Below are 25,932 nucleotides of genomic sequence, written 5' to 3'. Positions count from 1 at the left end.
GCATCTCCTTATGTCCCGGCGGAGCGGGCTGTTTTGTTGGTTTGCGCGGTCAGACCAGGGTGCCTTCGCTGTCCTTGCTGGAGAAGCGCGGCGCCACCAGGCGGGCGAACTTCTCGAGCTCGTCGCAGTTCTGCTCCGGGTCGAGGTGGCCCTGGCCATACATCAGGAACAGTTCATTGAAGCCGAGGCGGTCGTGGGCCTTGCCGATCTTGTCGGCGATCTCGTCGGCGGAGCCGATCAGCACGTTGGGCATGCGCTGGCCGAACGGGATGAACCATTTGTCCCAGAACCATTTGTGCTCCTCCATCAGCGCCTCCGCCTTGCGCTTGTCGTCGGTCAGGATCAGGAAGCCGCCCCAGGCGGCGCGGTCCTCGCGCGGCACTTCGTGCCCGGCCTTGGCCGCCGATTCGCCATAGCGGTTCCAGACCGCCTCGCAGAAATCCAGGTCCTCGGCCAGGACGATGGGCTTGCCGCCTTCGCGGGCCCAGAAATCGACCGTGCTCATGCTGGCGGCGAAGCCGCCGTAGATTTTCGGGTGCGGATTCTGGAAGCAGCGCGGCGCGATGCCGATCTGGCGCACGATGCCGTCCTCGTCCTGGCCCTTGCCGAATTCGCGGTAGGCGGGGTGGCCGACCGAGCCGCCGTTGGGCGGGAATTGCCAGTGCTTGCCCTGGTGGCTGAACACGTCGCTGGCCCAGGCCTTCTTGACGATTTGCAGCGATTCCTCGAACACCTCGCGGTTCAACGCGTCCTGCGCGTCGCGCGCCTTGGAGTTCTGCGGGCCGGTGGCGCGCACGCCGGACACGGCGGCATAGGAATCGACCCAGCGCGGGTGGTAGCCGCGGGTGAAGCCGACGAACAGGCGGCCGCCCAGCATATGGTCCAGCGTGGCGATCTCCTCGGCGATGCGGACCGGATTGTGGGTCGGCAGCGTGTAGCCCATGATGCCGGCCTTCATCCGCTTCGAGTGCAGGCCGACGAACAGGCTGAACATGCCGGGGTGGTTGTTGATCTCGAAGCCCTCGATCTGCAGGTGGTGCTCGGGCTGGCAATAGCCGGCGTAACCCAGGTCATCGGCCAGCTTCACATACTCACGCACCTCCGCGAGGAAGCGCTGGTACAGCTCCGGGCGTTGACCGGCCATGCCGGCCTCCAGCTCGTGGCGCCGGCCGATCACCCCCGTTTGCATGAGGTTGAATTTCATGATTTCTCCTTTGGGTATTTGTGCGAGGTTTGAGGATGCTGGAAGCGGCGAATTCTGTCAACACATATGTTGACTTATGGGCGACGCGGACTTTTACCCGCGAATATCTGTGCGTATCGCGAGCGAATCGCTGTTGTAAATCAACGACTGTGTTGACATGTGGCCGTGTGTATTGCATGCTGGGCCCAACCGAAAACCAATCGCAAGGAGAGGTACTGCAAATGGAAATTCAACGGATCGGCGTGATCGGCGCGGGCACCATGGGGAGCGGCATTGCGCAAGTGTGCGCCGCCGCGGGGCTGGATGTGGTGATGGTCGACATCTCGGCCGAGGCGGTCGAGCGTGGCCTGGGCGCCATTCGCGGCAGCCTCGAACGGCAGGTCCGCAAGGGCGCGCTCGGCGCGGCGCAGGGCGAGGCGGCCGTCGCGCGCGTGCTGGCGGCGACGGATTACGCGGCGTTCAGCGGCTGCGACGTGCTGATCGAAGCGGCGACGGAGAATCTGGAACTGAAGAAGCGCATCCTGCGGCAGGCCGACGCGGCGGTCGGTGCCGGCACCGTCATCGCCACCAACACGTCGTCGCTGTCGATCAGCGAACTGGCCGCCGTGGTCTCGCATCCCGAGCGCTTCATCGGCATGCATTTCTTCAACCCGGTTCCCGTCATGCGGCTGGTGGAAGTCATCGCGGGCATGCAGACTTCACCCGCCACCCGCGAACTGGCCGAGCGCCTGGTCGCGGCCATCGGCAAGCAGGCGGTCGTCGTGGCCAACCGCCCCGGCTTCGTGGTCAACCGCATCCTGTGCCCGATGATCAACGAGGCGGTGTTCGTGTTGCAGGAAAAGCTGGCGACCGCGGAGGACATCGACGCCGGCATGGTGCTGGGCAGCAACCAGCCCATCGGGCCGCTGGCGCTGGCGGACTTGATCGGCCTCGATACGATGCTGTCGGTCATGGAGTCGTTTTACCGCGAGCTGGGCGATCCCAAATACCGGCCGGCTCCGCTGTTGCGTGAAATGGTGCAGGCGGGCTATCTGGGCAGGAAAAGCGGACGGGGATTCCACTCGTACGGATGAATCCGGCCGACGGCGACCGGGATGGCTGGCATAAAAACACACAGGAGACAGACTCATGAAACGACCCGACTTGAGGATAGGCCAGCGGCTCGGCCTTGGATTCGGCTTGACCGTGGCGCTGATGGTCGCCATCACGGCGATCGGCGCCTACCAGTTGTTCCAATCGAGCCTGCGGATCGGCCAGATCATCAACGAGCAATACCCGCAGACCATACTGATCAACCAGATCAAGACCGACCACATGGATGGACTGGGCAATATGCGCAACATCCTGCTGATCCAGGACGCGAACAGCAGTGAAACCGAGTTGTCGCTCCTGACCCAGGGAAACGAGTTCATTCTGGAGTCGACGCGCAAGCTGCGCAAGATGATGGGCGCCAACGCCAAGGAGCGCGAATTGCTGGCCGAGCTGGACAAGCACCGCGCCTCCTTCCTGGAGGCGCAAGGGCGCTTCATCGAACAGGTCCGGCTGGGCGACATGGACGCGGCGCGCGCCCTGGTGGTGTCGGACGTGCGCGCCTACGCCGACACCTACCTGGCCGCGATCGACATGGTCTCGCAGCACCAGGAGCGCTCGGCCGCCGCGCTGGGCGAGGCCACGCGCGGCGACAGCCGGCGCGCCCTGCTCATGATGGGGGGGCTGGCCGTCACGGCCGCGCTGGTGGCGAGCGCCATCGCCTTGCTGGTCACGCGCGGCATCACGCGGCCCTTGAACGTCGCGGTGGCGGTCGCAGAGCGCGTGTCGAACGGCGATCTGAGCAGCCGTATCGACGCCGGCTCGCGCGATGAGATCGGTACGCTGCTGCGGGCGCTGACCCGCATGAATTCCAGCCTGGGGCGCATCGTGGGCGATGTGCGCGGCGGCGCCCAGAGCGTCGCCAACGCCTCGGCGCTGCTGGCCACCGGCGCCGCCACGCTGGCCGCCAGGACCGAGGAGCAGTCGCGCAGCCTGCGCCAGACCAGCGGTTCGATCGGCGCCCTCAACGCCACGGTCAGGGATAACCTGGAAAGCGCGGCGCGGGCCCGCCAGTTGGGTGAATACGCCACCTCGACCGCCTCGAAGGGCGGCGAGGTGGTGGGGCGGGTGACCGAGACGATGACGAAAATAAAGCATTCCTCTAAACGGATCGGCGACATCATCGGCGTCATCGACGGGATCGCGTTCCAGACCAACATCCTGGCGCTGAACGCCGCCGTCGAGGCGGCGCGTGCCGGCGACCAGGGCCGCGGCTTCGCCGTGGTGGCCTCGGAGGTGCGGGCCCTGGCCCAGCGCTCGGCCGACGCCGCCAAGGAAATCAAGACGCTGATCGTCGAGTCGGTGCGCCAGGTCGACGCGGGCAGTGTGCTGGTGCTGGAGGCCGGACGCACCATGGACGAGATCCTCGACGCCGTGAACGGCTCGGCCGCCATTATCCGCGACATCAGCGCGGCGGCCGAGGAGCAGAGCGCCGGCATCGACGCCGCCACGCTGTCGCTGGCCGGCATGGACCGGATGACGGCCCAGAACAGCGTGCTGGCCGTCGAGACCACCGTCGCCACCGAGGCCATGCGGGAACAGGCGGCGGCGCTGGCCAGCGCCGTGAGCGTGTTCAAGACGGCCTCGCCGGCGCCGGACGAGGACGGCGCGCCGCCGCGGGAAGTCCCGGCGGCCGAGCTGCTCGTTTTGCCGCGAGCGGCCTAGCGCCTCCGGCATATCCAGACAGGGCAAGCGGTATGAAAGACTTTGATTTCCCCGGCGCGGCGCGGATCGCGCAATGGATGCGCCGGTGGCGCCAGCCGCCCGGCGCGGCGGCGCCACTTCGCGCGTCGCCGCGGACCCGGGCCGATGAGGACCCGCCAGCGCCGATGGTGGTGCCGTTCGACCACCGGCTGATGCTTTGGTGAGCGGAACCCGGCGTGTGAAGCGCCGGGTTATGGGAGGCAAGCGGGCCGGGAACAAGCCGGCCGGGGAGGGGGGAAGCGGGGGCGGGGAGACTATTGCGCGGTCATGCCGGCGTCGATCACATGTTCGGCGCCGGTGATGTACGAAGCCTCGTCCGAGGCCAGGAACAGCACCAGGTTGCTCACTTCGGCGGGGTCGGCGATCCGGCCAAGCGGGATCTGGGCCATGGCGTCGCCGCCTTCCTCATTGGTCGCCTCGATCATCATCGGCGTCATGATGAAGCCCGGATGCACCGAATTGACGCGGATATTGCGCGGCCCGAATTCGATGGCGGCCGCCTTGGTCATGCCGCGCACCGCGAACTTGCTGGCCACATAGGCCACGCTCGGAAAGCCGTAATTGGCGACCAGTCCCGCGATGGATGAAATGTTCACGATGGAGCCCTTTCCTGCGCGCAGCATCGCCGGGATAACGGCTTGCATGCCCAGAAACACCGAGTGCTGGTTGATCTCGCACACGGCGTGGTAGTCCGCCACCGGCAACTCCGCGGTGTTGCGCATGGGGCCCAGGATGCCGGCGTTGTTGACCAGGACGTTGACTTGACCGAAGCGCGCCTCCGCCTGTCGCACCACCCGCTGCCATGCGGCCGCGTCGCGCACGTCATGGTCCACAAACAGCGCGCTGGCGCCCAGCTCATCGGCCAGTGCCTGGCCCGCCGCCGCGTTCATGTCCGTCAGCACCACTTTCGCGCCTTCGGCCACGAAGCGGCGGGCGTGCGAAGCGCCCATGCCGCGCGCGGCGCCCGTGATGATGGCTACTTTCCCGTCCAATCGATTCATTTTTCCCCCTCCGGTTTAATAAACGTGTCGTAAGCGTGTTGCGTATCCATGTATTCCTTGACGCGCCAGATCTTGCCGTCGGCGATCTCGAATACAAAGTGATAGAAATTGTTGTAGACGCGGCCGTTTTGCAGTTCCGCGTAGGACTCGGCCTCGGCCGCCACCCGGGCGCCCTCGGCGATCATCGACAGGGGCGTGATCTTGAGCGCGCCTTGCTTGTAGATGGCGGTGACGCCTTTCAGCAGTTCACCGAGCTCCCGCCGCGTGTAGGTGGCGGACAAACCGGCGATCCGGCCCGACACCCACCAAGTGGCGTCCGGATGCAGCAGTCCGACGATGCCGGCGACGTCGCCGCTTGAGAATACCTCGAGAAAATGGCGGACAACATCCTTGTTGTCCGCGGCGGGGGAAATAGCCATTCTGGTCTCCTGTTTTTTGGTCCGGGCGCGCCCGGCGGCGCATGTTTTACGCTGGATTCAGGCTATCACGGGTTTCCGCCATCGGTCAACTGTAGTGTTGATTGATGTGGTGTTGCGTTCCAGCCACACCGCTCGCCTTCCATCGAGAGGTCGCGGGAGCCGGGCGGGCGGCCGGCGCTGTGGCGGCGAATACAATTCAAATCAACAATAGCGTTGACGATCCGGTTTTTCTGGGCTATCGTTAATGTCATCGAAGGCGCCCGGACAAGAGCGATGTCGATGCAATCTAATTCTTACTACGTATTCACATGAGGAGGGACATATCTTGGCAATGGAGACCGGTCTAATTTTTCACCCGTACATGCGGCCAGGACGGACGGCGCGCCAAACCTTCGATTGGGGCGTGCAAAGTTCAATCGCCGCCGACAAGGCGGGTTTCAGCTCGATGATGATCTCGGAGCACGCGTCCCAAATCTGGGAGAACATTCCGAATCCGGAACTGATGATCGCGGCGGCGGCGCTGCAGACCAAGAACATCAAGTTCGCGCCGATGGCGCACCTGCTGCCGCACCAGCATCCCGCCAAGCTGGCGATCATGATCGGCTGGCTGTCGCAGATTCTCGAGGGCCGCTATTTCCTCGGCATCGGCGCCGGCGCCTATCCGCAGGCCTCGTACATCCACGGCATCAAAAACGGCCAGGACACGCAGTTCCTGAACCAGATGGTGCGCGAGTCGCTCGACATCATGGAGAAGATCTGGAAGCGCGAGCCATTCTTTTATGAGGGCAAATTCTGGAACGCCGGCTATCCCGAGGAGGTCGCGTCGGACCACGAGGACGACGAGCAGCACAAGCTGGCCAATTTCGCGCCGTGGAACGGCGTGGCGCCGGAAATCGCGGTGACCGGCTTCAGCATGAACTCGCCGTCGATGCGGCTGGCGGGCGAGCGCAACTTCAAGCCGGTGTCCATTTTCTCCGGACTGGACGCGCTGAAGAGCCACTGGGACATCTATGCCGAAGCCCAGATCAAGGCCGGCTTCACCCCGGACCGTTCGCGGCACGCGGTGTCGCAGACGGTGTTCGTGGCCGAGACCGACAAAGAGGCCAAGCGGCTGGTGATGGAGGGCCCGATCGGCTACTGCTTCGAACGCTACCTGATCCCGATCTGGCGCCGCTTCGGCATGATGGACGGCTTCGCCAAGGACGCGGGCATCGACCCGGCCGACGCCGATCTGGAATTCCTGGTCGACAAGGTGTTCGTGGTGGGCTCGCCGGACACCGTGACCGACAAGATCAACACCTTGTTCGAAGCCTGCGGCGGCTGGGGCACCCTGCAGGTGGAGTCGCATGACTACTACGACGATCCGGCGCCCTGGTTCCAGTCGCTCGAGCTGATCGCCAAGGAAGTCGCGCCCCGCATCAAGCTGCCGTCCTGAAGCCGGCCTCCGCCGGCCGAGGGGCCGGCGGAGGCGCTGTTTCGCCCTCTTAGTCAACGTTAGTGTTGATAGAATATGAAAATGCGTGGAGTGAACATGAAAACAACCGAGCAAAAAGTGGAACAACTGCTGGCGGAGGCGGAGATCAGCCGTCTGATTTACGACTATGCCTATCATCTGGACATGAACCACGCCAGCGAGCTGGCCGAATTGTTCGTCGAGGACTGCGTCGTGTTGTACGCGCCCAATTTCGGCGCCGAGGGCCGCGCCGCCTACGCCAAGACGCTGGAGGGCGTGGGTTCGTACTTCGTCGCCACCAGCCACCATGTGTCGAACATCGTGATCGACTTCGACGGCGCCGACGCGGCGAAGGTGCGCACCATCGTGTACGCCTGGCATCGATACAGCCGGGAGCGCCCGGACTCGCACGTGTGGGGCCAGTACCACGACGAGGTGGTGCGCGTCGACGGCCGCTGGCGTTTCAAGCGGCGCGAGTTGCGCACCACCGGGGCGAAGGATTTCCATGTGAAGGAAACCCTGGCCATCGGACGCCGCGGCTGATGCGGGAGTCCGCCGTGTTCAACTACAACACCATCCGCGTCGAGCATCGCGGGCCGCTGACCTGGGTGATACTGGACCGGCCCGGCAAGGCCAACGCGCTGTCGAACGAGCTGCTCGACGAGTTCTCGGACGCGCTGCGCCGCCTGGCCACGGAGGGCGGGCCGGTGATCGCCATCCGCGGCGAAGGCAAGGGTTTTTCGTCCGGCTACGACCTGGAGCAGGTCGGCAAGCTCACGGTGCTGCCCGACCCGGTGGTCGACCGGGAGCGCCTGCAGCGCAACGTCGACCGCTATCTCGCGATGTGGGACCATCCGAAACCCATCATCGCCGCCGTCCACGGCTATTGCATCGCCGGCGCCACCCAGATGTGCGTCTACGCCGACATCACCGTGGTGGCCGACGACGCGCGCATCGGCGAGCCGACCGTGCCGATCGGCGGCGGCTATGTGGCGCCGCTGTGGGTGCCGCTGGTCGGCCCCAAGCGGGCCAAGGAGTTCGCCTTCGTGCCCGGCAACAGCATCGACGGCCCCACCGCCGTCGAGTGGGGCTGGGCCAACCACAGCGTGCCGGCCGACCAGTTGGTGGCCGTGGTGGAGGACCTGGCCCGGCGCATCGCCATGACCCCGCCGTCGGTGCTGCGCATCAAGAAATTGTCGATCAACCGGGCCGCCGAGGCGACCGGGTTCCGCGACGCGGCGTCGGCGGGGGCGGGCATGGACGCCTTGCTGCACCTGTCCCCCGAGGTGCTCGAGGTGAAGGAATTCATCAAGCGCGTCGGACTCAAGGAGGCCATGGCCGCCTACCGGGTCGCCGCCACCACACCGTTGACCGTATCGCCCGTCCATACTTCCAAGGAGACCCCACCCCATGTCTGATATCGAATTTTCCATCCAGGGCCATGTCGCGCACGTCAAGCTGAACCGCCCGAAGTCGCTCAACGCCATCGATCCCGGCATGGACGCGGCGCTGCTCGAGGCGTGGCGGGAAATCAACCGCAACCCCGAGATCCGGGCCGCGATTTTAAGCGCGGAGGGCGAGCGCGCCTTTTGCGTGGGCGCGGACGTCAGCCAGGGCACGGAGCGCGCCGGGCGCATGGCGCTCGGCGGCGGCCTGACCGGCATCGGCGGGCCGCAAGTGACGCTGACCAAGCCCCTGGTCGCGGCGGTCCAGGGCTACGCCCTCGGCGGCGGCTTCGAACTGGCGATGTGCGCCGACGTCATCGTCGCGGCCGGCAACACCCTGTTCGGCCTGCCAGAAACCAAGGCGGGCATCATGGGCGAATGCGGCGTGATGCACCGCGCCATCCGCCAACTGCCGCACCGCGTGGCGATGGCCATGATCCTGACGGGCGACCGGATGCCGGCCGCCGACGCGCTGGCGCACGGGCTGGTCAACGAAGTGGTGGAACTGGCCGACCTGGCCGCCGCCGCGCAGCGCTGGGCCGACAAGATCGTCGCCGCCTCGCCGCTGGCGGTGCAGGCCGCGAAGGCGGCGGTGCTGCAGCGCCTGGACTGGCCGCTGGAGGTGGCGCTCGCCACCCGCTTCGAGCCGATCGAGGCCTACGCCTACACCGAGGACCGGCACGAGGGCGAGCGCGCCTTCGCCGAGAAGCGCAAGCCCGTGTGGCGCGGGCGTTAACCCCATCACGACGACGAGGCATGACATGACTACATCCAGCCAGGAAGCGCGCAAGGCCAGCGATCCCAAATGGTTCAGGCAGGTACTCGGCCAGTTCCCCACCGGGGTCTGCGTCATCACGGCGGCCCCCCCCGGCGCACCATTGGCTGGCATGGTGGTCGGTTCGTTCACCTCCGTCTCGCTCGATCCGCCGCTGGTCGCGTTCCTGCCCGACCGGACTTCGTCCAGCTGGCCGAAGATCGAGGCGGCCGGCAGGTTCTGCGTCAACATCCTGGGCGCGGACCAGGAGGCGCTGTGCCGCCGTTTCGCCGCCAAGGCGGGGGACAAATTCGAGGGCGTGGCCTGGCGGCCGGCGCCCACCGGTTCGCCCATCCTGGCCGACTCGGTCGCCTGGATCGACTGCGAAATCGGCTCGGTGCTGGAGGCGGGCGACCATTACATCGTGATCGGCGAAGTCGGCGAACTGCAGATCAACACGGGCGGCCTGCCGATGCTGTTCTTCCAGGGCGGTTACGGCAAATTCTCGCCCTTGTCGATGGTGGCGCCGGATCCGCTGGGCGCCATCGCCGAGCCGCTGCGCCAGGTCGACATGCTGCGCGCGGAGATGGAGGAGTTGGCCGCCGAGCTCGACGCGCGCTGCATCGCCACCGCGCGGGTCGACGACGAGATCGTCATCATCGCCGGCGCCGGCAGCGCGCGCCGCGACTCCATCCCGACGCTGGTGGGACAGCGCTTGCCGAACATGCCGCCGACCGCCTCCGTGTTCGGCGCCTGGTGCGGCGACGCCGAGATCGCCCGCTGGTTGGACGCTTCCATCCCGGCCGCGGCGCGGCCGCGGGCCCTGACCGCCCTGCGCCTGGTCCGCGAGCGCGGCTATTCGGTGGGGCTGGTCAACGATGCGCAGCGCGCCTTCATCAGCACGCTGGCGCAACTGGCCGGCGCCGGAACGGCGGGGCCGGACACGGAACTGCGCGAACTGATCCCGCGCCTGTCGTTCGATCCCGAACACCTGCTGCCGGCGGTGCAAAACGATATCCGGCTGATCTCGGTGCCGGTGTTCGGGCCGCGCGGCAATGTCGCGCTGGCGTTGACGCTGCACGATTTCCCCAAGCCGGCCGAGGGCGTCGGCATCCAGTCCTATATCGACCGCATGCTCGCCATGGCCGGCCGGGCGACCCGTAAAATCGGCGGCTTCCCGAAGGAATCGTCGAGCTAACCGTTCACCATCGAGTATCCAAACCATGATCGATCTAGAGTATTTCAGCGAAGTGTCGAGCATCCCGGACCTGCTGGTGCGCGCCGCGCGCGCGCAGCCGCTGCGCGACGCGGTGGTCTTTCCCGACGCCAGCAAGAGTTATCGCCAATTGCTGCTGGACGCGGTGGAGGTCGCGCGCGGCCTGCACGCGCTGGGCGTCAAGCGGGGCGACCATGTGGGGCTGCTGGCCGTCAACTGCCCCGAGTTCGTGGACGCCTTGTTCGGCATCAGCCTGCTCGGCTGCGTCGCCGTGCCGCTCAATGCGCGCCACAAGGCCAGTGAACTCGGCTATATCATCGACAACGCCCAACTGACGGCCGTGCTGACCACGGCGGCCGAGGGCCAGTACGTGGACTTTTGCCAGTTGCTGTGCGAAGCCCTGCCGTCGCTGTCCGGCGCCGCCGATCCGCCGCGGCTGGCGCTGCCCGAGGCGCCTTTGCTGCGCAGGGTGGTCGTGCTGCGCGGCGGGGAACGCGCCGGCTGCGTCGGCCGGGCCGACTTTGTCCGCCTGGCCGCGCGGGTCGACGACGACGTGGTGGAGCGGGCGCGGTGCCGGATCAGACTGCGCGACCCGGCCTTGATCATGTATACGTCCGGCACCACGGCCAATCCGAAGGGCTGCGTACTGGCGCACGAGGCGGTGACGCGCGGTCCCGCCGAGCGCAGCCGGCGCCGCCTGTCGCGCGGCGGGCATGACGTGACATGGGGGGCGGGCCCGCTGTTCCACATCGGCTCGCTGGCGCCGTTCATCGGCACCATCGCGGTGGCCGGCACCTATCTGACCGACACCCATTTCGAGCCGGGCAGGGCGCTCGAACTGATGGCGCGGGGCGGGGTCACCAACGCCTGGCCATGGTTCCCGGCCATCGTGCAGGGCTTGCTGGACCACCCGGCGTTCGATCCGGCCAGGCTGGCGCAGCTGCGCCACCTGATCGTGATCGGTCCGCCGTCGCTGATCGTTCGCTTGCAACGGTTGCTGCCGGATGTCGAGGTCATCCAGGGATGCGGCATGACCGAGACCGCCGGCATCTTCGCCATCAGCGACCGCGACGCCCCGCAGGCGTTGCGCGCCACCACGCATGGCAAGGTGGTGCCCGGCATGGAGATCCGGATCGTCGATCCGGGATCCGGGCTGCCGGTGGCGCCGGGCCAGGTCGGCGAGATCCAGGTGCGCGGGTATTGCGTCATGGACGGCTATTTCCGCGATCCGGCCAAGACCGCCGAGGCGCTGGACGGCGACGGCTGGCTGCACACCGGCGACCTGTACTGCCAGAGCGCCGCCGACGACCTGATGTTCCAGGGCCGGCTCAAGGACATGCTGAAGGTCGGCGGCGAGAACGTGGCGGCGATCGAGGTGGAAGCCTTCCTGTGCGGCCACCCGGCGGTCAAGCTGGCCGAGGTGATCGGCCGCCCCGACCCCCGGCTCGACGAGGTGCCCGTCGCCTTCGTCGAACTGCGTCCCGGGGCCAGCGCCGACGCCGAGGAGCTGATCGCGTTTTGCAAAGGCCGCATCGCCAACTACAAGGTGCCGCGCGCGGTGTACTTCATGCGGGCCGACGAATGGCCGATGTCGGCGACCAAGGTCAACAAGCGCGCCTTGCGCGCCCGCCTGCCCGCCGCCGGCGGCCAGTAGGCCACCGGCCGGCGCGGCGGCCGGGAACCACCGCCGCGCCATCCGCCGCCGGCCCCCGGTTCTGTCAACGGCGTCGCTCATTTCGGCCGTTCGCCGCCCGTTCCATTCATCTCGTCCATCCCCATCCGCGCGCCTCTCCGTGCCGAAACGCATGGGTGCGTGCCGTTGTCCCGGGCGGGAGCGTGCTATGGTGAAACGGATCGATGTCGTCTTTGATCAACACCCGAGTTTACTATCAACATTAGTGTTGACATGTCTCCGGGACCAGTGCATTCTTCAAAATAAGCGATCCGGAAACGGAACGCGGTCAACCGAAAACAAACACCCAGACAAAGGAGTCAATGCAATGGGGATCAAGAAGGTTAGGAGACAGGCGGACAGCACGGGCGGCAACGCCCTCGAACGCAACGCGCCGCAGGCACGCCAGGCCACGTTGCTGCGCCGCGGCGTCATGGCCGCCACCGTCGCGTCGATTTGCGCGGCCGGCGCGGCCCACGCCGTCCAGCTCGATGCCGGCCCGGACTGGAAAATCAATCTGGACAATTCCGCCATGTACACGGCCGGCTGGCGGGTCCAGGGAGTCAGCCCGTATGTGGCCAACCATCCGTTTTTCCACCAGGGGGAGACCCGCTTCGGCAAGGGCGACATGGTCACCAACCGCCTGCAGGACCTGGTGGAATTCCAGGCGATCTACCAGGACCGCTTCGGCGTGCGGGTGACCGGTTCCGGCTGGAAGGACTGGGCGTATCACGACCGCGTGCCGGGCAACCCGGCGCTGCTGGCGATGGGCTTGAACACCTACCCCGGCGGCGTCAGCGATTACACCAAGCGCTATCACTACCAGGGCGGCGAATTGCTGGACGCCTTCGTGTTCGGCAGCGCCAAATTCGGCGACGTGACGATGCACGCCAAGGCCGGCCGCCTGACCCAGTTCTGGGGCAACGCCTTCTACTTCGGCTTTTCCAACATCGCCTACGGACAGGCCGGCGTCGACAACATCAAGGGTTTTTCGCAGCCGGGTTCCGAGCTCAAGGAACTATTCCTGCCGCGTAAGCAGCTGCTGCTGTCGGCCGACATTTCCCCCGAGCTGTCCGTCGCCGCCCAGTACTTCTTCGAATTCGGCGCCAACCGCTACCCCGAGGCCGGCACTTACTTCAGCGCGGGCGACTTCATCTACAAGGGACCGGCCTCGGTGCCGGCGCTGGCCGGCTTCGCCGGCGGCGCGGTCTCGGCCGGCACCGAGAACGCGCCGCCGGACAACAACCACAATTTCGGCGTCAAGGTGGCTTGGTCGCCGGCCTGGGCGCAGGGCGATCTGGGCCTTTACTATCGCCAGCTCGACGATCCGCACCCCTGGGCCCTGTTCGACATCAACGCAGGCGCCAACGGCGGCAGCGTCCACCTCGATTACGCCCGCAAGGTCAAGCTGATGGGGCTGAGCTACGAGCGCACCTTCGGCACCGTCAGCACCGGCTTCGAACTGTCCTATCGCAAGAACACCGGCTTGAACAGCGCGCTCGGCAACTTCGTGCCCGGCGCGCCGTCGCAGGGCGCCACCGGCGATATCGTCAACCTGATCGCCAACGCCTTCATCCAGCTCGGCTCGACCCCGCTGTACGACACCGGCCTGTTCATCGCCGAGCTGTCGCACACCCACCTGGCCAAGGTGACCGGCAACGAAGGCATGTACAACGGCGTCGGCCACGCCGCCTGCGCCGGGGGCAGCAAGTGGAGCGGCTGCTCGACCAAGAACGCGACCGCGCTGTGGGTCAGTTTCGAGCCGCAGTGGCTGCAGGTGTGGCCGGGCATCGATCTCAGCATGCCATCCTCGTACGCGTGGGGGGCGAAAGGGCTGCCCGCGTACGCGGCCGGCGCGTTCTACGCGCAGGGCACCGGCATCTACAACATCGGCCTCAAGGCGCTACTGGACGGCAAGCACTCGGTGACGCTGTCGTACAACGGCCTGAACTGGAAACCGGGCCCGGTCGTCGACGGGCCGGTGGGCCCGATGTACGGCAGCGGCACCGGCGCCCACGCCCTCAACAGCCGCAACTGGGTGTCGCTGACTTTCAAGACCTCGTTTTAGGATTTTTCAGGAGACTAGCAATGGATAACAAAAAGAGTGTCATGGGCGGCCTGCTGGCCGCAGCGTCCCTCGCCTGGCTGGCGCAGCCGGCGCTGGCGCAGGTGGGCGCCGACGAGGCGCGCCAGCTGGGCGCCAAGTTGACCGAATTCGGCGCCGAGAAGGGCGCCAACGCCGACGGCTCCATCCCCGCCTACACCGGCGGCCTGAGCAAGCCGCCGGCCGGCTGGAGCAAGGGCGCGGAACGCTACGTCGACCCGTTCGCGGCGGAAAAGCCGCTGTTCTCGGTCACCTCGAAAAACATGGCGCAGTACGGCGCCATGCTCACCGAGGGCAACAAGGCGATGCTGGAGCGTTTTCCGGACAGCTACCGGCTCGACGTCTACCCGACCCAGCGCACGATGGTGTATCCGTCGTGGGTGCTGAAGAACACGGTGAAAAACGCCACCACCGCCAAGCTGGCGGGGAAGGTCGAGGGCGACTCGGTGACGGGCGCCGACGCCGACGGCGCGCCGTACCCCGGGATTCCGTTCCCGCTGCCGAAAAGCGGCGTCGAGGTCATGTGGAACGCCAACTTCCACTACGCGCCGCCGGTCACGCACACCATCGCCGGGGCCTGGCTGATCGACACTGGCGGGCGGGCCTCGAGCCTGCCGACGCCCAACGAGTACTTCCTGCACCCGTGGTACGAGCAGAGCGGCAAACTGCGCAAGGAAACCTACAACGCGGTCCACGGCCTGACGTCGCTGCTGCAGGACCCGCCGTCGTCGGCCGGTATCGTGTTCCTGAACTACTATATGCACGACGCCGGCGACGGCGGACAGAAGGTCTGGTTTTACACGCCGGGCCAGCGCCGCGTCCGCGCCGCGCCGGAGTTCGCCTACGACATTCCGATCGCCAGCTATGGCGGCGTGTTGCTGTGGGACGAGATCCATGGCTTCACGGGCCGCATGGACCGTTTCGACTTCAAGCTGGTCGGCAAGAAGGAGATGCTGGTGCCGTACAACGTGTTCGGCATCACCAACCAGGTCGCGTCGAAGGACTTCATCGGGCCCAAGCACGTGAACCCCGAGGCGGTGCGCTTCGAAAAACGGCGGGTCTGGGTGGTGGACGCGACGCGCAAGACGGGCGCCCGCCACGTCTACAGCCGGCGCACCTTCTATGTCGAGGAGGACTGCTGGTGCATCGTGGCGTCGGAGTCCTATGACAACGGCGGCAAGCTGTGGAAGAACATGAGCTTGTACACCTTCCCGGCCTATGACGTCGGCGGCGTCAACAACGATGGCTGGGGCTTCAACGACCTGATCAAGGGCAACTACACGGTGATCAACGTCGGCCGCAAGGATCCGGGCAAGCTGGTGCGCAGCTACAACAGCCACGAGGGCTTGCCGCTGATGCTGTCGCCGCAGGCGGTGGTGGGGGGCAGCGTTCGCTAGCACAGCCCGGGCCGCGCGCGCCCGGCGCGCGCGGCCCTCCCGCAACAGCCTACACCGGACCATATTCATGAAAACATTCACTCTTCGATGCCGCGCGCGGCGCGGCGCGGCCGCGGCGGCGGCCCTCTTCGCGCTGATGGCGCCCGCGCACGGCGCCGGCGTCCCGGCCCCGTCGGCTTTCAAGGACCCGCTGGACCACCCGGCGCCGCGGGTGACGGAACCGCAGCTGCGGCCGATGATGGCCGTCGCGCGGGCGGGCGCGCGCATTGTCGCGGTCGGCTCCCGGGGCCTGGTCGTCGTCTCCGACGACCAGGGCGCGAGCTGGACGCAGGCGCGGGTGCCGGTCCAGAGCGACCTGGTGGCGGTGCAATTCCCGAACGCCAGCGATGGCTGGGCGGTGGGGCACGACGGCGTCATCCTGCACAGCGCCGATGGCGGCGCCAGCTGGACCAAACAACTCGACGGCCGCATGGCCGCGACACGGTTCCGCGCGTTCTACGCCAAACTGGTGGCCGACGGCGCGCCCGACGCCGCCCGCGTGCTGGCCCAGGTCGAGCGCAACTTCAAATCCGGGCCCGCGCTGCCGTACCTGGACGTCTGGTTCAGCGACAGCCTGCGCGGCTACGCGGTCGGCGCGTTCGGCATGATCGCGGCCACCGTGGACGGCGGCAAGACCTGGGAGCCATGGCTGCACCGGATCGACAATCCCGAGTTCCTCAACCTGAACGGCATACGCGGCGTGGGCGAGCGGATCTACGTCGTCGGCGAGCAGGGCACCGTGTACGCCCTGGACGGCGACGGCGCGCGCTTCGGCCGCGCGCAGACCGGCTATGCGGGCAGCTTCTTCGGCGTCGCCGGCAACGAGCGGGTGCTGCTGGCGTTCGGCCTGCGCGGCAACGTCTATCGCAGCGAGGACCAGGGACGGCGCTGGGAAGCCGTCAAGACCGGCTCCGACGCCACCGTGATGGGCGGCGCCGCGGCGCCGGACCAGGGCGGCTTCGTGCTGGTCAACAGCGCCGGCCTGCTGTTGCTGGGCGGCGCGGCGGGGCACGAGTTCAAACCCGTTCAGCCGGCCCGCCCGATGCGCTACACCAACCTGGCCATCCTGGACGACCGCGCCCTGGTGCTGACCGGGCTGGCCGGCGTGCGGGTCGAGCCGCGCCCGGCCGCCCAGCCTCCGACCGATCATCCCTGAACCTGGCACCGATATCATGCATGCAACCACCAATGAACTGGACGCGATGCCCGTCGTGGCGTCGCCCTCGCTTTTCGATCACAAGTCGGGGCATTTGCTCGAACGGCTGATTTTCAACAACCGCGCCGTCCTGCTGGCGCTGTGCCTGCTGGCCTCGCTGTTCCTGGGCTACAAGAGCTTCCAGCTGGAGATCAACGCCAGTTTCGAGAAGATGATGCCGCTGTCCCATCCCTACGTGCAGAACTACCGGGCGCACGCGGCCTCGCTCGGCGGACTGGGCAACTCGGTGCGGATCGTCGTCGAAAACCCGACCGGCGACATCTACAACGCGGCCTACCTGGAGAAGCTGCGCGCGATCAACGACCAGGTGTTCCTGATACCGGGCGTCGACCGTTCCTTCATGAAGTCGCTCTGGATGTCGGTGGTGCGCTGGACCGAGATCACCGAGGCCGGCTACAAGGGCGGCTCGGTCATGCCGGACAGCTACGACGGCTCGGCCGCCAGCATCGAGGCGCTGCGCTTCAACGTCAACCGCGCCGGCATCGTCGGCTCGCTGGTGGCCAACGACCAGAAATCGAGCACCATTTTCGTGCCGCTGGTCGAGATCGACGCGGCCACCGGCAAGACGCTCGACTACCGCAAGTTCACCGAAGAGCTCAACAAGATACGCGCGCATGAAAAGGACGGCGTCAAGATCCACATCATCGGCTTCGCGCAGCTGGTCGGCGACCTGATCAATGGCATGCTCGAGGTGTTCGCCTACTTCGCCATCGCCGCCGCCATCGCCACCGCCATCATCCTGCTCTACACGCGCTGCCTGCGCAGCACCCTGCTGGTGGTGCTGTGCTCGTTCGTGGCGGTGCTCTGGCAGCTCGGCCTGATGCGCCTGCTCGGCTTCGTGCTCGATCCCTATTCGGTGCTGGTGCCCTTCCTGATCTTCGCGATCGGCGTCTCGCACGGCGCGCAGAAGATGAACGGCATCATGCAGGACATCGGCCGCGGCACCCACCGCTACGTGGCCGCGCGCTACACCTTCCGGCGCCTGTTCCTGGCCGGACTGACGGCGCTGCTGGCCGACGCGGTGGGCTTCATGGTGCTGTCCGTGATCGACATCCCCGTCATCCACGGGCTGGCGATTTCGGCCAGCATCGGCGTCGCCGTGCTGATCTTCACCAACCTGATCCTGCTGCCCATCCTGCTGTCCTACACGGGCGTCAGCCTGGCCTCGGCCGAGCGCACCCTGAAGAGCGACGAGGCCGACCATCCGCTGATGGTCTGGCTCGGCCGGTTCACCGAGCGCGGCCGCGCGAAGGTGGTGCTGGCCGCCGCCGTGGCGCTGACCGCGGCGGGGCTGGTGGCGTCGGGCGGATTGAAAATCGGCGACCTCGACCCGGGGGCGCCGGAGCTGCGTCCCGATTCGCGCTACAACCGCGACAACGCCTACATCACCGCCAAGTACCAGCTCTCGAGCGACCAGTTCGCCGTGATCGTGGACGCCGGGGAGGGTGGCCTGATCAGCTTTGAAACCATGCTGGAAATGGACCGCCTCGAGGAGGAACTGCGCGCGCTGCCGGGCGTGCAGACCACCGTGGCCGCGTCCAGCCTGGCGCGCGCCTACACCTCGGCCGGTTTCGAGGGGTCGGAAAAATGGATGACCCTGAACCGCGACCCGGCGGTGATCGCCGACGCCCTGAACTACGTGTTCGACTCCAACCCGGAAATGCTCAACGAGGCCCGCTCGGTCTCGCCGATCATCGCCTACCTGGCCGACCACAAGGCCGAGACCCTGGAACGGGTGGTCGACACGGTCGAGAAGTTCGCCGCCGTCCACAACACGGCGGACCGCAAGTTCCTGCTGGCGGCCGGCAACGCCGGGATCGAGGCGGCCACCAACATCGCCGTCAGCCGCGCCAACCGGACCATGCTGCTGTACGTGTACGCCGCCGTGATCGTGCTGTGCTACGTGACCTTCCGCAGCTGGCGCGCGGTGCTGGTCGCCGTGCTGCCGCTGATCGTCACGTCGGTGCTGTGCGAAGCCTTGATGGTGGCGCTAGGGATCGGCGTCAAGGTCGCCACCCTGCCGGTCACGGCGCTCGGTGTCGGCATCGGGATCGACTACTCGCTGTACCTGCTGACGGTCCAGCTGGGCCAGCAGCGCCTGGGCCTGTCGGTGGGCGCCGCCTACAACAAGGCGCTGGCCTTCACCGGCAAGGTGGTGGGGCTGATCGGCGTGACCCTGGCCGCCGCGGTGGTCACCTGGTTCTGGTCGCCGATCAAGTTCCAGGCCGACATGGGCATCCTGCTCGCGTTCATGTTTGTCTGGAACATGCTCGGCGCGCTGATCCTGATGCCAGCGCTGGCCACCTTCCTGCTCCCGACGGCGGCGCCGAACAGCGCCGCCAGCGCGGACCGGGTGCGCCGCTTCGCCTGACGCCGGCGCCAGGCCTTTCGAGGAGATGATCATGCATGCCCATGGCGAGCAGCACGGGACCGCGCCCGACACGGTGCGGGAAGTGGTCGCCGCCGTGCTCACGCACGGCGGCCGGATAGGTTTGTTCCGGCGCAGCGCCAGGGTGAGCGGCGATACCGGGCGCTGGCATTGCATCACCGGCCATTTGCCGGCCGGCGCCGATCCGCATCGCCACGCGCTGATCGAAATCGCCGAGGAGACCGGCATGGAAGGCGCCGGCGGGCCATTGCTGACCGGCCGCGCGGTGCTGGAACTCGAGGGCGGGGACGGCGTGCACTGGCGCGTGCATGCCTTCCACTTTTCCTGCGCGCACGACACGGTGCGCCTGAACTGGGAGCACGACGCCTGCTGCTGGCTCGCACCCGACGATCTCGGCGGCCTGGCCACGGTGAGTTGGCTGGAGCGGGTGCTGGCGGCGGTGCTGCCGGCGCCTGTCGGGCAAGGGCCATAGTCGGCCACTGGTTGTGGCCGCCACATTAACAAGAGTTGAAACAACAAGGAGATGACATGAAATACGGCAAAGCGGCAGTGATGGTGGAAGAGAACCGGGTCGAGACCTGGGAAGTACCGGTGGTCGCCCCCGAACCGGGCGGCGCGCTGGTGCGCGTGGTGCTCGGCGGCGTGTGCGGCAGCGACGTGCACATCGTGTCCGGCGAGGCGGGCAAGATGCCGTTCCCGATCATCCTCGGCCACGAGGGCATCGGGCGCATCGAGCAACTCGGCGCGGGCGTGGACACCGATTACGCCGGCACGCCGGTCAAGCCCGGCGACCTGGTGTACTGGGCGCCGATCGCGCTGTGCCACCGCTGCCACTCGTGCACCGTGCTGGACCAGACCCCCTGCGACAACTCGACCTTCTTCGAACACGCCGAAAAACCGAACTGGGGCAGCTACGCCGACTATGCCTGGCTACCCAACGGCATGGCGTTCTACCGGCTGCCCGACCACGCCAACCCGGACGCGATCGCCGCGCTCGGCTGCGCGCTGCCCACCGTGCTGCGCGGCTTCGAACAGGGCGGCCCGGTGGGGCAGGGCGACACCGTCATCGTGCAGGGCGCCGGTCCGGTCGGCCTGGCGGCTGTGCTGGTGGCGGCGGTCTCGGGCGCGCGCAAGATCGTGGTGCTGGACCACTCTCAACACCGGCTCGACGTCGCCATGTCGCTCGGGGCGACGGCGGCCATCTCGCTCAAAGAGACCAGCGGCGACGAGCGGCGCCGGCAAATCGCGGACGTGTTGGGCCCGCGCGGCGCCAGCGTGGTGGTGGAGGCGGCCGGCGCCTTGCCGGCCTTCCCCGAGGGCGTCGATCTGACCGGCAACCATGGCCGCTACATCGTCCTGGGCCTGTGGGGGGCGATCGGCACGCAGCCGATCGCGCCGCGCGACCTGACCATTAAAAACATGCGCATCACGGGCGCCACCTTCGCCAAGCCGAAACACTACTACCAGTCGCTGCACCTGGCCGTGCACCTGCAGGACCGCTATCCGCTGGCCAGCCTGATCAGCCACCGGCTCGCCATCGGCGACGCGGTCAAGGCGCTTGAATTGGTGAAGTCCGGCGCGGCGATCAAGCCGGTGATCGATCCCACCCTGTGACCCGCCGCCCACTTCCCCCGTCACCCATTAGAAAAGACGAGACCATCATGACTACCACCGAAGCGATTCCCCTGTCCAAGCTGGCGCCGTTGCCGGCCCATGTGCCCGAGAGCCTGGTTTTTGATTTCGACATGTACAACCCGGTCGGCCTGGACGCCGGCCTGCAGGAAGCTTACAAGCGGCTGCAGGCGCCCGGCGTGCCGGACCTGGTCTGGACCCGCCACAACGGCGGCCACTGGATCGCCACCCGCGGCCAGATCATCCGCGAGGCCTTCGAGGACACGGGGCATTTTTCCAGCCAGTGCCCCTTCATTCCGCGCGAAGTCGGCGAGGCGTACGATTTCATTCCCACCTCGATGGACCCGCCGGAGCAGCGCAAGTACCGCGCGCTGGCCAGCACCACGGTCGGCATGCCGGTGGTGGACGCGCTGGAGCCGCGTATCCAGGCGCTGGCGGTCGAATTGATCGAGCAGCTGAGGCCGCTCGGCAAGTGCAACTTCACCGAGGACTTCGCCGAACCGTTCCCGATCCGGATCTTCTTCATGCTGGCCGACCTGCCCGACCGGGACATGCCGTTCCTGAAAAACCTCGGCGACCAGATGACCCGGCCGGACGGCTCGATGACGTTCGCCGAGGCCCGCGACGCCTTTTACACCTATTTGTCGCCGATCATCGACGCGCGCATGGCGGCGCCGGGCGACGACGCGATCAGCAAGATCGCCGGCGGCAAGATCGACGGCCGTCCGATCACCAAGAACGAGGCGCTGCGCATGACTGGCCTGCTGTTGCTGGGCGGGCTGGACACGGTGATCAATTTCCTCGGGTTCTGCATGCAGTTCCTGGCGCAAAGCCCGGCCCACCGCCAGGAACTGGTGGACGATCCGGCGCGCATCCCGGCCGCGACGGAGGAATTGCTGCGCCGTTTCGGCCTGGTCGCCGACGGCCGCATCCTCACTTCGGACCTGAGCTTCCACGGCGTGCAGCTGAAACAGGGCGACCAGATCCTGTTGCCGCAATTGCTCACCGGCCTGGATGAACGCGAGAACGCCTGCCCGATGCATGTCGATTTCGGCCGCAAGAAAGTGTCGCACACGACGTTCGGCCACGGCTCCCATCTGTGTCTGGGCCAGCACCTGGCGCGGCGGGAAATCATCGCGACCTTGACCGAATGGCTGGCGCGCATTCCGCGGTTCGAGATCGCGCCGGGCGCGACCATCTCGCACCAGGGCGGCATCGTCGGCTCGGTCAAGGGCCTGCCGCTGGTGTGGAATCCCGCCACCACCCGGGCGGTGCCCGGCCCAACGTAACCTTAACCCCAAGCAGCGAAGGAATCGGCATGAAGCAAAAAGAAGTGGTGGTGGTCGGCATGGCCCGCACCGCGATCGGCTCGTTCGGCGGCGCGCTCAAGGACGTGTCGCCGTGCGAATTGGGCGCCATTGTGGTGCGCGCCGCGCTCGAGCGTTCCGGCGCCCCGCCGGACAGCGTCGGCCATGTGGTGATGGGCAACGTGGTGCCGACCGAACCGCGCGACGCCTACCTGAGCAGGGTGGCCGCGATCGACGCCGGCATTCCGCAACAGACCCCGGCGTTCAACGTCAACCGCCTGTGCGGCTCCGGGCTGCAGGCGATCGTCTCGGCGGCCCAGGCCATCCAGCTCGACGACGCCGGCGTGGCGATCGGCGGCGGCGCCGAGTCGATGAGCCGGGGCGCGTTCATGCTGCCGGCGGCGCGCTGGGGCGCGCGCATGGGCGACAGCGCGCTGGTCGATTGCATGAGCGGCATCCTGCACGATCCGTGGGAGGCGACGCACATGGGGGTGACGGCCGAGAACGTCGCGGCGCGCTACGGCGTCACGCGCGAGGCGCAGGACGCGCTCGCGCTGGAGAGCCAGCGCCGGGCGGCGAGGGCGATCGCGGCCGGCTATTTCCGGGAGCAGATCGTGCCGGTCGAGGTGCGCACGCGCAAGGGCGTGGCGCGGTTCGACACCGATGAACACGTGCGGGGCGACACCACCGCGCAGGCGCTGGCCGCCATGCGGCCCGCGTTCCGGAAGGACGGCCTGGTCACCGCCGGCAACGCCTCGGGAATCAACGACGGCGCCGCCGCCATCGTCATGGCCGAGCGGGAGCGCGCCCTGGCGCTGGGCCTGCGGCCGTTGGCCAGGCTGGTCGGCTACGCCCATGCCGGGGTGGAGCCCGCGTATATGGGCATCGGTCCGGTGCCCGCCACCCGGCTGGTCTTGCGGCGAACCGGACTGCGCGTGGAGGATCTGGACGTGATCGAATCGAACGAGGCGTTCGCGGCCCAGGCCTGCGCCGTGACCCGCGAGCTCGGCTTCGACCCCGGCAAGGTCAATCCGAACGGGTCCGGCATTTCGCTGGGACATCCGGTGGGCGCGACCGGCGCCATCATCACCATCAAGGCGATCCACGAGTTGCACCGCACCGGCGGCCGCTATGCGCTGGTCACCATGTGCATCGGCGGCGGCCAGGGCATCGCGGCGGTCTTCGAGCGCCTCTGAGCCGGGTTGCGCCGATCTGTCAACACATGTGTTGACAGATCGGGTGGCCGGCGGCATAATCGATGCATCGTCGGCTCCCCCGCCAGGGCAGGGAATCGGAACCGATACATCCCAACCCACCGGCAGGAGCGCGCATGGAACTGAATACGACAGAGGAAATCATCCAAGACATCCGGGACGGCAAAATGGTCGTGCTGATGGATGACGAGGACCGCGAGAACGAGGGCGACATCGTGATGGCGGCGGAGCGCGTCACGGCCGGGCACATCAACTTCATGGCGCGCCACGCCCGCGGCCTGATTTGCATGCCGATGAGCCAGGCGCGCAGCGAGCGGCTGGGGCTGCGCGCCATGGTCGAGGGCAACGGTTCCGGATTCGGCACCAACTTCACCACCTCGATCGAGGCGGCGACGGGCGTCACGACCGGGATCTCGGCGGCCGACCGCGCGCGCACGGTGCAGGTGGCCGCCGCGCGCGGCGCCGGCGTCTGCGACATTGTGCAGCCGGGCCACATCTTCCCGCTGGTCGCGCGCCCGGGCGGCGTGATGGTGCGGGCGGGACACACCGAGGCCGCCTGCGACCTGGCGCGCCTGGCCGGCTTCGAGGAGACCGGCGTCATTTGCGAGATCATGAACGACGACGGCACCATGGCGCGCCGGCCCGACCTGGAATTGTTCGCGCGCGAGCACGGGCTCAAGATCGGCACGATCGCCGATCTGATCCATTACCGCGTGCTGTACGAGAGCACCATCGAGAAGCTCGGCGAGGCGCCGGTCGCCACGGCGGACGGCCAGTTCATGCTGCACACCTACCGCGACACGATCACCGGCAAGGTGCACCTGGCGATGGTGCGCGGCCAGATCGATCCGGAGCAGGCGGTGCTGGCGCGGGTCCAGCTGGCGGTCACGGTGCGCGACATGTTCGCCATCCAGGCCGCCGGCAGCAGCGGCTGGGACATCCGGCGCTGCCTGGCGCGCGTGGCGGCCGAGGGCGCCGGAGTGGTGGTGCTGCTCTCCGAGCAGGAGACGGCCGACGACCTGCTCGACAGCATAGACACGGTGCGCTGCGGCAGCGACTTTCCGCGCCGGCCGCAACGCGGCCGCCAGACTTTCCTCAACGTGGGCGTCGGTTCGCAGATCCTGCGCGCGCTCGGCCTGCGCAAGCTGCGGCTGATGAGCGCCCCCGTCAAATACCACGCCATCTCCGGCTTCGACCTGAAAGTGGTCGAATACGTCAAACCCGACTAAGGGAGGCGCCCGTGCCCATCCATCACATCGCGTCATGCCGGCTGCCCACGCGGTTCGCCGAATTCGAGCTGCACGGCTTTCAAGACCCGGCGAGCGGGCACGAGCACCTTGCGCTGACGCTGGGCGATATCGGCGACGGCCTGCCGGTGCTGTGCCGCGTCCATTCCGAGTGCATGACCGGCGACGCGCTGTTCAGCCAGCGCTGCGATTGCGGCGCCCAGCTGGCCGCCGCGCTCGAGCGCATCGCCGCGCGCGGCCGCGGCGTCGTGCTTTACCTGCGCCAGGAAGGGCGCGGGATCGGACTGATGAACAAGATCCGGGCCTATGGCCTGCAGGACGCGGGCGCCGACACGGTCGAGGCCAACGCGCGCCTCGGCTTCGCGGCCGACTTGCGCGACTACGCGATGTGCGGCCCCATGCTGGCGCATGTGCGGGTGGCGTCCATCGAGTTGATGACCAATAACCCGCGCAAGCTCGACGCGCTGCGCGAAGCCGGTGTCGTGGTGGCCGGGCGGATAGGCCTGGTGCATGGCGTCAACCCGCACAACCGGCGTTATCTCGCCACCAAGGCCGCCAAGCTGGGCCATCTGTTCGGACCGGCGTCGGGAATCGGACCGGAAGCCGAGGTGCTGCCATGAAGCTGCCGCGCACCCACCAAGCCGCCGCCGGCGAGCCTTGCTTGCTGGTGGTGTCCGATTTCGACGGCCCGCACGGCGCGCACCGGCGCCTGCTGGCGCGCGCGCGCGCGCGGGCCGATGCCGATGGGCTGGCGCTGGCGGCGCTGTTGCTGGCGCCCGGCCGGCAAGAGGGCAGGAGCGCCAGCAATCTGCGCGACGCCGCCATGGCCTTGCGGGAATGCGGCGTCGAACAATTGATGATCGCGCGCGCCGGCAGCGCCAGGGCGCGCCGCATCATGGCATGGCCGAACGTGAGGCAGTGCATGGAGGCGGACGACGAGGCGCGGATGGCGCGCTCGGCGCAGGCCGTGGACGCCGCGGTGCGCGCCGCCGATTTCGCCGCCGTCCAGCGTCTGCTGGAGCGTCCCCTCGTGGTTTCGGGACGCGTGGTGCATGGACGAAAACTGGGACGCACGCTGGGCTTTCCGACCTTGAACTTGCGGATGCCGCACGGCCCGCGCGGGCTGGACGGCGTGTATGCCGTCCGGGTCCACGGGCTGGCGCCGAGCGCCTTGCCGGCGGTGGCGAGCGTGGGCATCAGGCCCACCGTGGAGGACGACGGCGAGCGCCTGCTCGAGGTGCATGTGCTCGAGCCGATCGCCGCCTGCTATGGCAAGATCGTCGGCGTCGAGTTCTTGAAAAAGCTCCGCGACGAGGTCAAGCTCGATGGCCTGGAGGCGCTCGAGGCCGCGATTGGCCGCGATATCATCGCGGCCAGTTTGTATCTGGGCTGAGCGGCCTCCCGCGGACCGCGGCGGGCGTCGCGCCCGC

At 67.6% G+C, this 25,932-nt stretch carries 24 protein-coding genes; 20 read left to right on the top strand and 4 right to left on the bottom strand.

Annotation, left to right across the window (positions count from 1 at the left end):
• Window positions 1–49: 49 nt before the first annotated feature.
• Complete coding sequence (locus BM436_RS20895) at window positions 50–1,204, bottom strand: LLM class flavin-dependent oxidoreductase (RefSeq protein WP_093557468.1); 1,155 nt, start codon at window positions 1,202–1,204, stop codon at window positions 50–52.
• 221 nt (window positions 1,205–1,425) lie between these two features.
• Here BM436_RS20895 and BM436_RS20890 point away from each other — a divergent pair, with 221 nt between their 5' ends.
• Genes BM436_RS20890 through BM436_RS37170 form a run of 3 tightly spaced genes read left to right on the top strand, consistent with a single transcriptional unit; the run spans window position 1,426 to window position 4,161 of the window.
• Window positions 1,426–2,277, top strand: coding sequence for a 3-hydroxybutyryl-CoA dehydrogenase (locus BM436_RS20890; RefSeq protein WP_093557467.1), 852 nt, complete (start codon window positions 1,426–1,428; stop codon window positions 2,275–2,277).
• A gap of 55 nt (window positions 2,278–2,332) precedes the next feature.
• The gene (locus BM436_RS20885; RefSeq protein WP_093557466.1) at window positions 2,333–3,958 is read left to right on the top strand and encodes a methyl-accepting chemotaxis protein; all 1,626 of its coding nucleotides are present in this window, start codon (window positions 2,333–2,335) and stop codon (window positions 3,956–3,958) included.
• A gap of 32 nt (window positions 3,959–3,990) precedes the next feature.
• The gene (locus BM436_RS37170) at window positions 3,991–4,161 is read left to right on the top strand and encodes a hypothetical protein (protein ID WP_177307394.1); all 171 of its coding nucleotides are present in this window, start codon (window positions 3,991–3,993) and stop codon (window positions 4,159–4,161) included.
• 90 nt (window positions 4,162–4,251) lie between these two features.
• Here the strand turns inward: BM436_RS37170 and BM436_RS20880 are convergent, their stop codons facing one another.
• From BM436_RS20880 to BM436_RS36350, 3 genes are all read right to left on the bottom strand, one after another.
• Window positions 4,252–4,998, bottom strand: a complete 747-nt coding sequence (locus tag BM436_RS20880; RefSeq protein ID WP_093557465.1) for a glucose 1-dehydrogenase — start codon at window positions 4,996–4,998, stop codon at window positions 4,252–4,254.
• Entirely contained in the window at window positions 4,995–5,417 is a 423-nt protein-coding gene (locus BM436_RS20875) for a nuclear transport factor 2 family protein (protein WP_093557464.1), read from the bottom strand. Before BM436_RS20875 ends, BM436_RS20880 begins: the two co-directional genes overlap by 4 nt.
• Before the next feature lie 65 nt (window positions 5,418–5,482).
• Complete coding sequence (locus BM436_RS36350; protein ID WP_143133255.1) at window positions 5,483–5,668, bottom strand: hypothetical protein; 186 nt, start codon at window positions 5,666–5,668, stop codon at window positions 5,483–5,485.
• Between BM436_RS36350 and BM436_RS20870 the strand changes: the two genes are divergently transcribed.
• The 17 genes from BM436_RS20870 to BM436_RS20790 all read left to right on the top strand — a co-directional run bounded on the left by BM436_RS20870 (window position 5,662) and on the right by BM436_RS20790 (window position 25,895).
• Window positions 5,662–6,852 (top strand): LLM class flavin-dependent oxidoreductase, encoded by a 1,191-nt coding sequence (locus BM436_RS20870; RefSeq protein WP_307666138.1) that lies wholly within the window; start codon window positions 5,662–5,664, stop codon window positions 6,850–6,852. The two genes, BM436_RS36350 and BM436_RS20870, sit on opposite strands and share 7 nt — an antisense overlap.
• A 96-nt stretch (window positions 6,853–6,948) precedes the next feature.
• Complete coding sequence (locus tag BM436_RS20865) at window positions 6,949–7,413, top strand: nuclear transport factor 2 family protein (RefSeq protein ID WP_093557462.1); 465 nt, start codon at window positions 6,949–6,951, stop codon at window positions 7,411–7,413.
• 14 nt (window positions 7,414–7,427) lie between these two features.
• Window positions 7,428–8,288, top strand: coding sequence for an enoyl-CoA hydratase-related protein (locus BM436_RS20860; RefSeq protein ID WP_229490550.1), 861 nt, complete (start codon window positions 7,428–7,430; stop codon window positions 8,286–8,288).
• On the top strand, window positions 8,281–9,051 hold the full coding sequence (locus tag BM436_RS20855; RefSeq protein ID WP_093557460.1) for an enoyl-CoA hydratase-related protein: 771 nt from the start codon (window positions 8,281–8,283) through the stop codon (window positions 9,049–9,051). The genes BM436_RS20860 and BM436_RS20855 overlap by 8 nt, the downstream gene beginning before the upstream one ends.
• A gap of 25 nt (window positions 9,052–9,076) precedes the next feature.
• Window positions 9,077–10,267 carry a flavin reductase gene (locus BM436_RS20850; RefSeq protein ID WP_093557459.1) on the top strand — a complete coding sequence of 397 codons (1,191 nt, stop codon included), beginning with the start codon at window positions 9,077–9,079 and terminating at the stop codon, window positions 10,265–10,267.
• 25 nt (window positions 10,268–10,292) lie between these two features.
• Entirely contained in the window at window positions 10,293–11,939 is a 1,647-nt protein-coding gene (locus BM436_RS20845) for a class I adenylate-forming enzyme family protein (protein ID WP_093557458.1), read from the top strand.
• 346 nt (window positions 11,940–12,285) lie between these two features.
• A complete protein-coding gene (locus BM436_RS20840; RefSeq protein ID WP_177307392.1) occupies window positions 12,286–14,025 on the top strand; it encodes a DUF1302 domain-containing protein in 1,740 nt (579 codons plus the stop codon).
• Between the two features lie 20 nt (window positions 14,026–14,045).
• A complete protein-coding gene (locus BM436_RS20835; RefSeq protein WP_093557456.1) occupies window positions 14,046–15,458 on the top strand; it encodes a DUF1329 domain-containing protein in 1,413 nt (470 codons plus the stop codon).
• 67 nt (window positions 15,459–15,525) lie between these two features.
• Entirely contained in the window at window positions 15,526–16,653 is a 1,128-nt protein-coding gene (locus tag BM436_RS20830; RefSeq protein WP_093557455.1) for a WD40/YVTN/BNR-like repeat-containing protein, read from the top strand.
• 16 nt (window positions 16,654–16,669) lie between these two features.
• The gene (locus tag BM436_RS20825) at window positions 16,670–19,084 is read left to right on the top strand and encodes an efflux RND transporter permease subunit (protein WP_093557454.1); all 2,415 of its coding nucleotides are present in this window, start codon (window positions 16,670–16,672) and stop codon (window positions 19,082–19,084) included.
• A 31-nt stretch (window positions 19,085–19,115) separates the two neighbouring features.
• Entirely contained in the window at window positions 19,116–19,574 is a 459-nt protein-coding gene (locus BM436_RS20820) for an NUDIX domain-containing protein (protein WP_177307390.1), read from the top strand.
• Between the two features lie 56 nt (window positions 19,575–19,630).
• Window positions 19,631–20,716 carry a zinc-binding dehydrogenase gene (locus tag BM436_RS20815; RefSeq protein WP_093557452.1) on the top strand — a complete coding sequence of 362 codons (1,086 nt, stop codon included), beginning with the start codon at window positions 19,631–19,633 and terminating at the stop codon, window positions 20,714–20,716.
• Between the two features lie 47 nt (window positions 20,717–20,763).
• Window positions 20,764–22,023, top strand: coding sequence for a cytochrome P450 (locus BM436_RS20810; protein ID WP_093557451.1), 1,260 nt, complete (start codon window positions 20,764–20,766; stop codon window positions 22,021–22,023).
• A 29-nt stretch (window positions 22,024–22,052) separates the two neighbouring features.
• Window positions 22,053–23,237 (top strand): acetyl-CoA C-acyltransferase family protein, encoded by a 1,185-nt coding sequence (locus BM436_RS20805; protein ID WP_093557450.1) that lies wholly within the window; start codon window positions 22,053–22,055, stop codon window positions 23,235–23,237.
• A 134-nt stretch (window positions 23,238–23,371) separates the two neighbouring features.
• The gene (gene ribBA / locus BM436_RS20800) at window positions 23,372–24,484 is read left to right on the top strand and encodes a bifunctional 3,4-dihydroxy-2-butanone-4-phosphate synthase/GTP cyclohydrolase II (protein WP_093557449.1); all 1,113 of its coding nucleotides are present in this window, start codon (window positions 23,372–23,374) and stop codon (window positions 24,482–24,484) included.
• A 17-nt stretch (window positions 24,485–24,501) separates the two neighbouring features.
• Window positions 24,502–25,122 carry a GTP cyclohydrolase II gene (ribA, locus tag BM436_RS20795; RefSeq protein ID WP_218164903.1) on the top strand — a complete coding sequence of 207 codons (621 nt, stop codon included), beginning with the start codon at window positions 24,502–24,504 and terminating at the stop codon, window positions 25,120–25,122.
• Window positions 25,119–25,895 (top strand): riboflavin kinase, encoded by a 777-nt coding sequence (locus BM436_RS20790; RefSeq protein ID WP_093557447.1) that lies wholly within the window; start codon window positions 25,119–25,121, stop codon window positions 25,893–25,895. The genes ribA and BM436_RS20790 overlap by 4 nt, the downstream gene beginning before the upstream one ends.
• The last annotated feature ends 37 nt before the right edge of the window (window positions 25,896–25,932 follow it).

This window comes from Pseudoduganella namucuonensis (assembly GCF_900116645.1).
Classification (GTDB): Bacteria; Pseudomonadota; Gammaproteobacteria; order Burkholderiales; family Burkholderiaceae_D; genus Rugamonas; species Rugamonas namucuonensis.
The sequence above is the reverse complement of the archived record's forward strand: the minus strand, read 5'-3'. Positions and strand labels throughout refer to the sequence as shown.

Coding starts and splice junctions, on each gene's coding strand:
- BM436_RS20880 (WP_093557465.1), bottom strand. CDS start 4,998: ATGAATCGATTGGACGGGAAAGTAGCCATCATCACGGGCGCCGCGCGC.
- BM436_RS20895 (WP_093557468.1), bottom strand. CDS start 1,204: ATGAAATTCAACCTCATGCAAACGGGGGTGATCGGCCGGCGCCACGAG.
- BM436_RS20870 (WP_307666138.1), top strand. CDS start 5,662: ATGTCATCGAAGGCGCCCGGACAAGAGCGATGTCGATGCAATCTAATT.
- BM436_RS37170 (WP_177307394.1), top strand. CDS start 3,991: ATGAAAGACTTTGATTTCCCCGGCGCGGCGCGGATCGCGCAATGGATG.
- BM436_RS20790 (WP_093557447.1), top strand. CDS start 25,119: ATGAAGCTGCCGCGCACCCACCAAGCCGCCGCCGGCGAGCCTTGCTTG.
- BM436_RS20815 (WP_093557452.1), top strand. CDS start 19,631: ATGAAATACGGCAAAGCGGCAGTGATGGTGGAAGAGAACCGGGTCGAG.
- BM436_RS20855 (WP_093557460.1), top strand. CDS start 8,281: ATGTCTGATATCGAATTTTCCATCCAGGGCCATGTCGCGCACGTCAAG.
- BM436_RS20825 (WP_093557454.1), top strand. CDS start 16,670: ATGCATGCAACCACCAATGAACTGGACGCGATGCCCGTCGTGGCGTCG.
- BM436_RS20820 (WP_177307390.1), top strand. CDS start 19,116: ATGCATGCCCATGGCGAGCAGCACGGGACCGCGCCCGACACGGTGCGG.
- BM436_RS20890 (WP_093557467.1), top strand. CDS start 1,426: ATGGAAATTCAACGGATCGGCGTGATCGGCGCGGGCACCATGGGGAGC.
- BM436_RS20810 (WP_093557451.1), top strand. CDS start 20,764: ATGACTACCACCGAAGCGATTCCCCTGTCCAAGCTGGCGCCGTTGCCG.
- BM436_RS20830 (WP_093557455.1), top strand. CDS start 15,526: ATGAAAACATTCACTCTTCGATGCCGCGCGCGGCGCGGCGCGGCCGCG.
- BM436_RS20850 (WP_093557459.1), top strand. CDS start 9,077: ATGACTACATCCAGCCAGGAAGCGCGCAAGGCCAGCGATCCCAAATGG.
- ribBA (WP_093557449.1), top strand. CDS start 23,372: ATGGAACTGAATACGACAGAGGAAATCATCCAAGACATCCGGGACGGC.
- BM436_RS20840 (WP_177307392.1), top strand. CDS start 12,286: ATGGGGATCAAGAAGGTTAGGAGACAGGCGGACAGCACGGGCGGCAAC.
- BM436_RS20885 (WP_093557466.1), top strand. CDS start 2,333: ATGAAACGACCCGACTTGAGGATAGGCCAGCGGCTCGGCCTTGGATTC.
- BM436_RS20875 (WP_093557464.1), bottom strand. CDS start 5,417: ATGGCTATTTCCCCCGCCGCGGACAACAAGGATGTTGTCCGCCATTTT.
- BM436_RS20845 (WP_093557458.1), top strand. CDS start 10,293: ATGATCGATCTAGAGTATTTCAGCGAAGTGTCGAGCATCCCGGACCTG.
- BM436_RS20865 (WP_093557462.1), top strand. CDS start 6,949: ATGAAAACAACCGAGCAAAAAGTGGAACAACTGCTGGCGGAGGCGGAG.
- BM436_RS20805 (WP_093557450.1), top strand. CDS start 22,053: ATGAAGCAAAAAGAAGTGGTGGTGGTCGGCATGGCCCGCACCGCGATC.
- BM436_RS36350 (WP_143133255.1), bottom strand. CDS start 5,668: ATGACATTAACGATAGCCCAGAAAAACCGGATCGTCAACGCTATTGTT.
- BM436_RS20835 (WP_093557456.1), top strand. CDS start 14,046: ATGGATAACAAAAAGAGTGTCATGGGCGGCCTGCTGGCCGCAGCGTCC.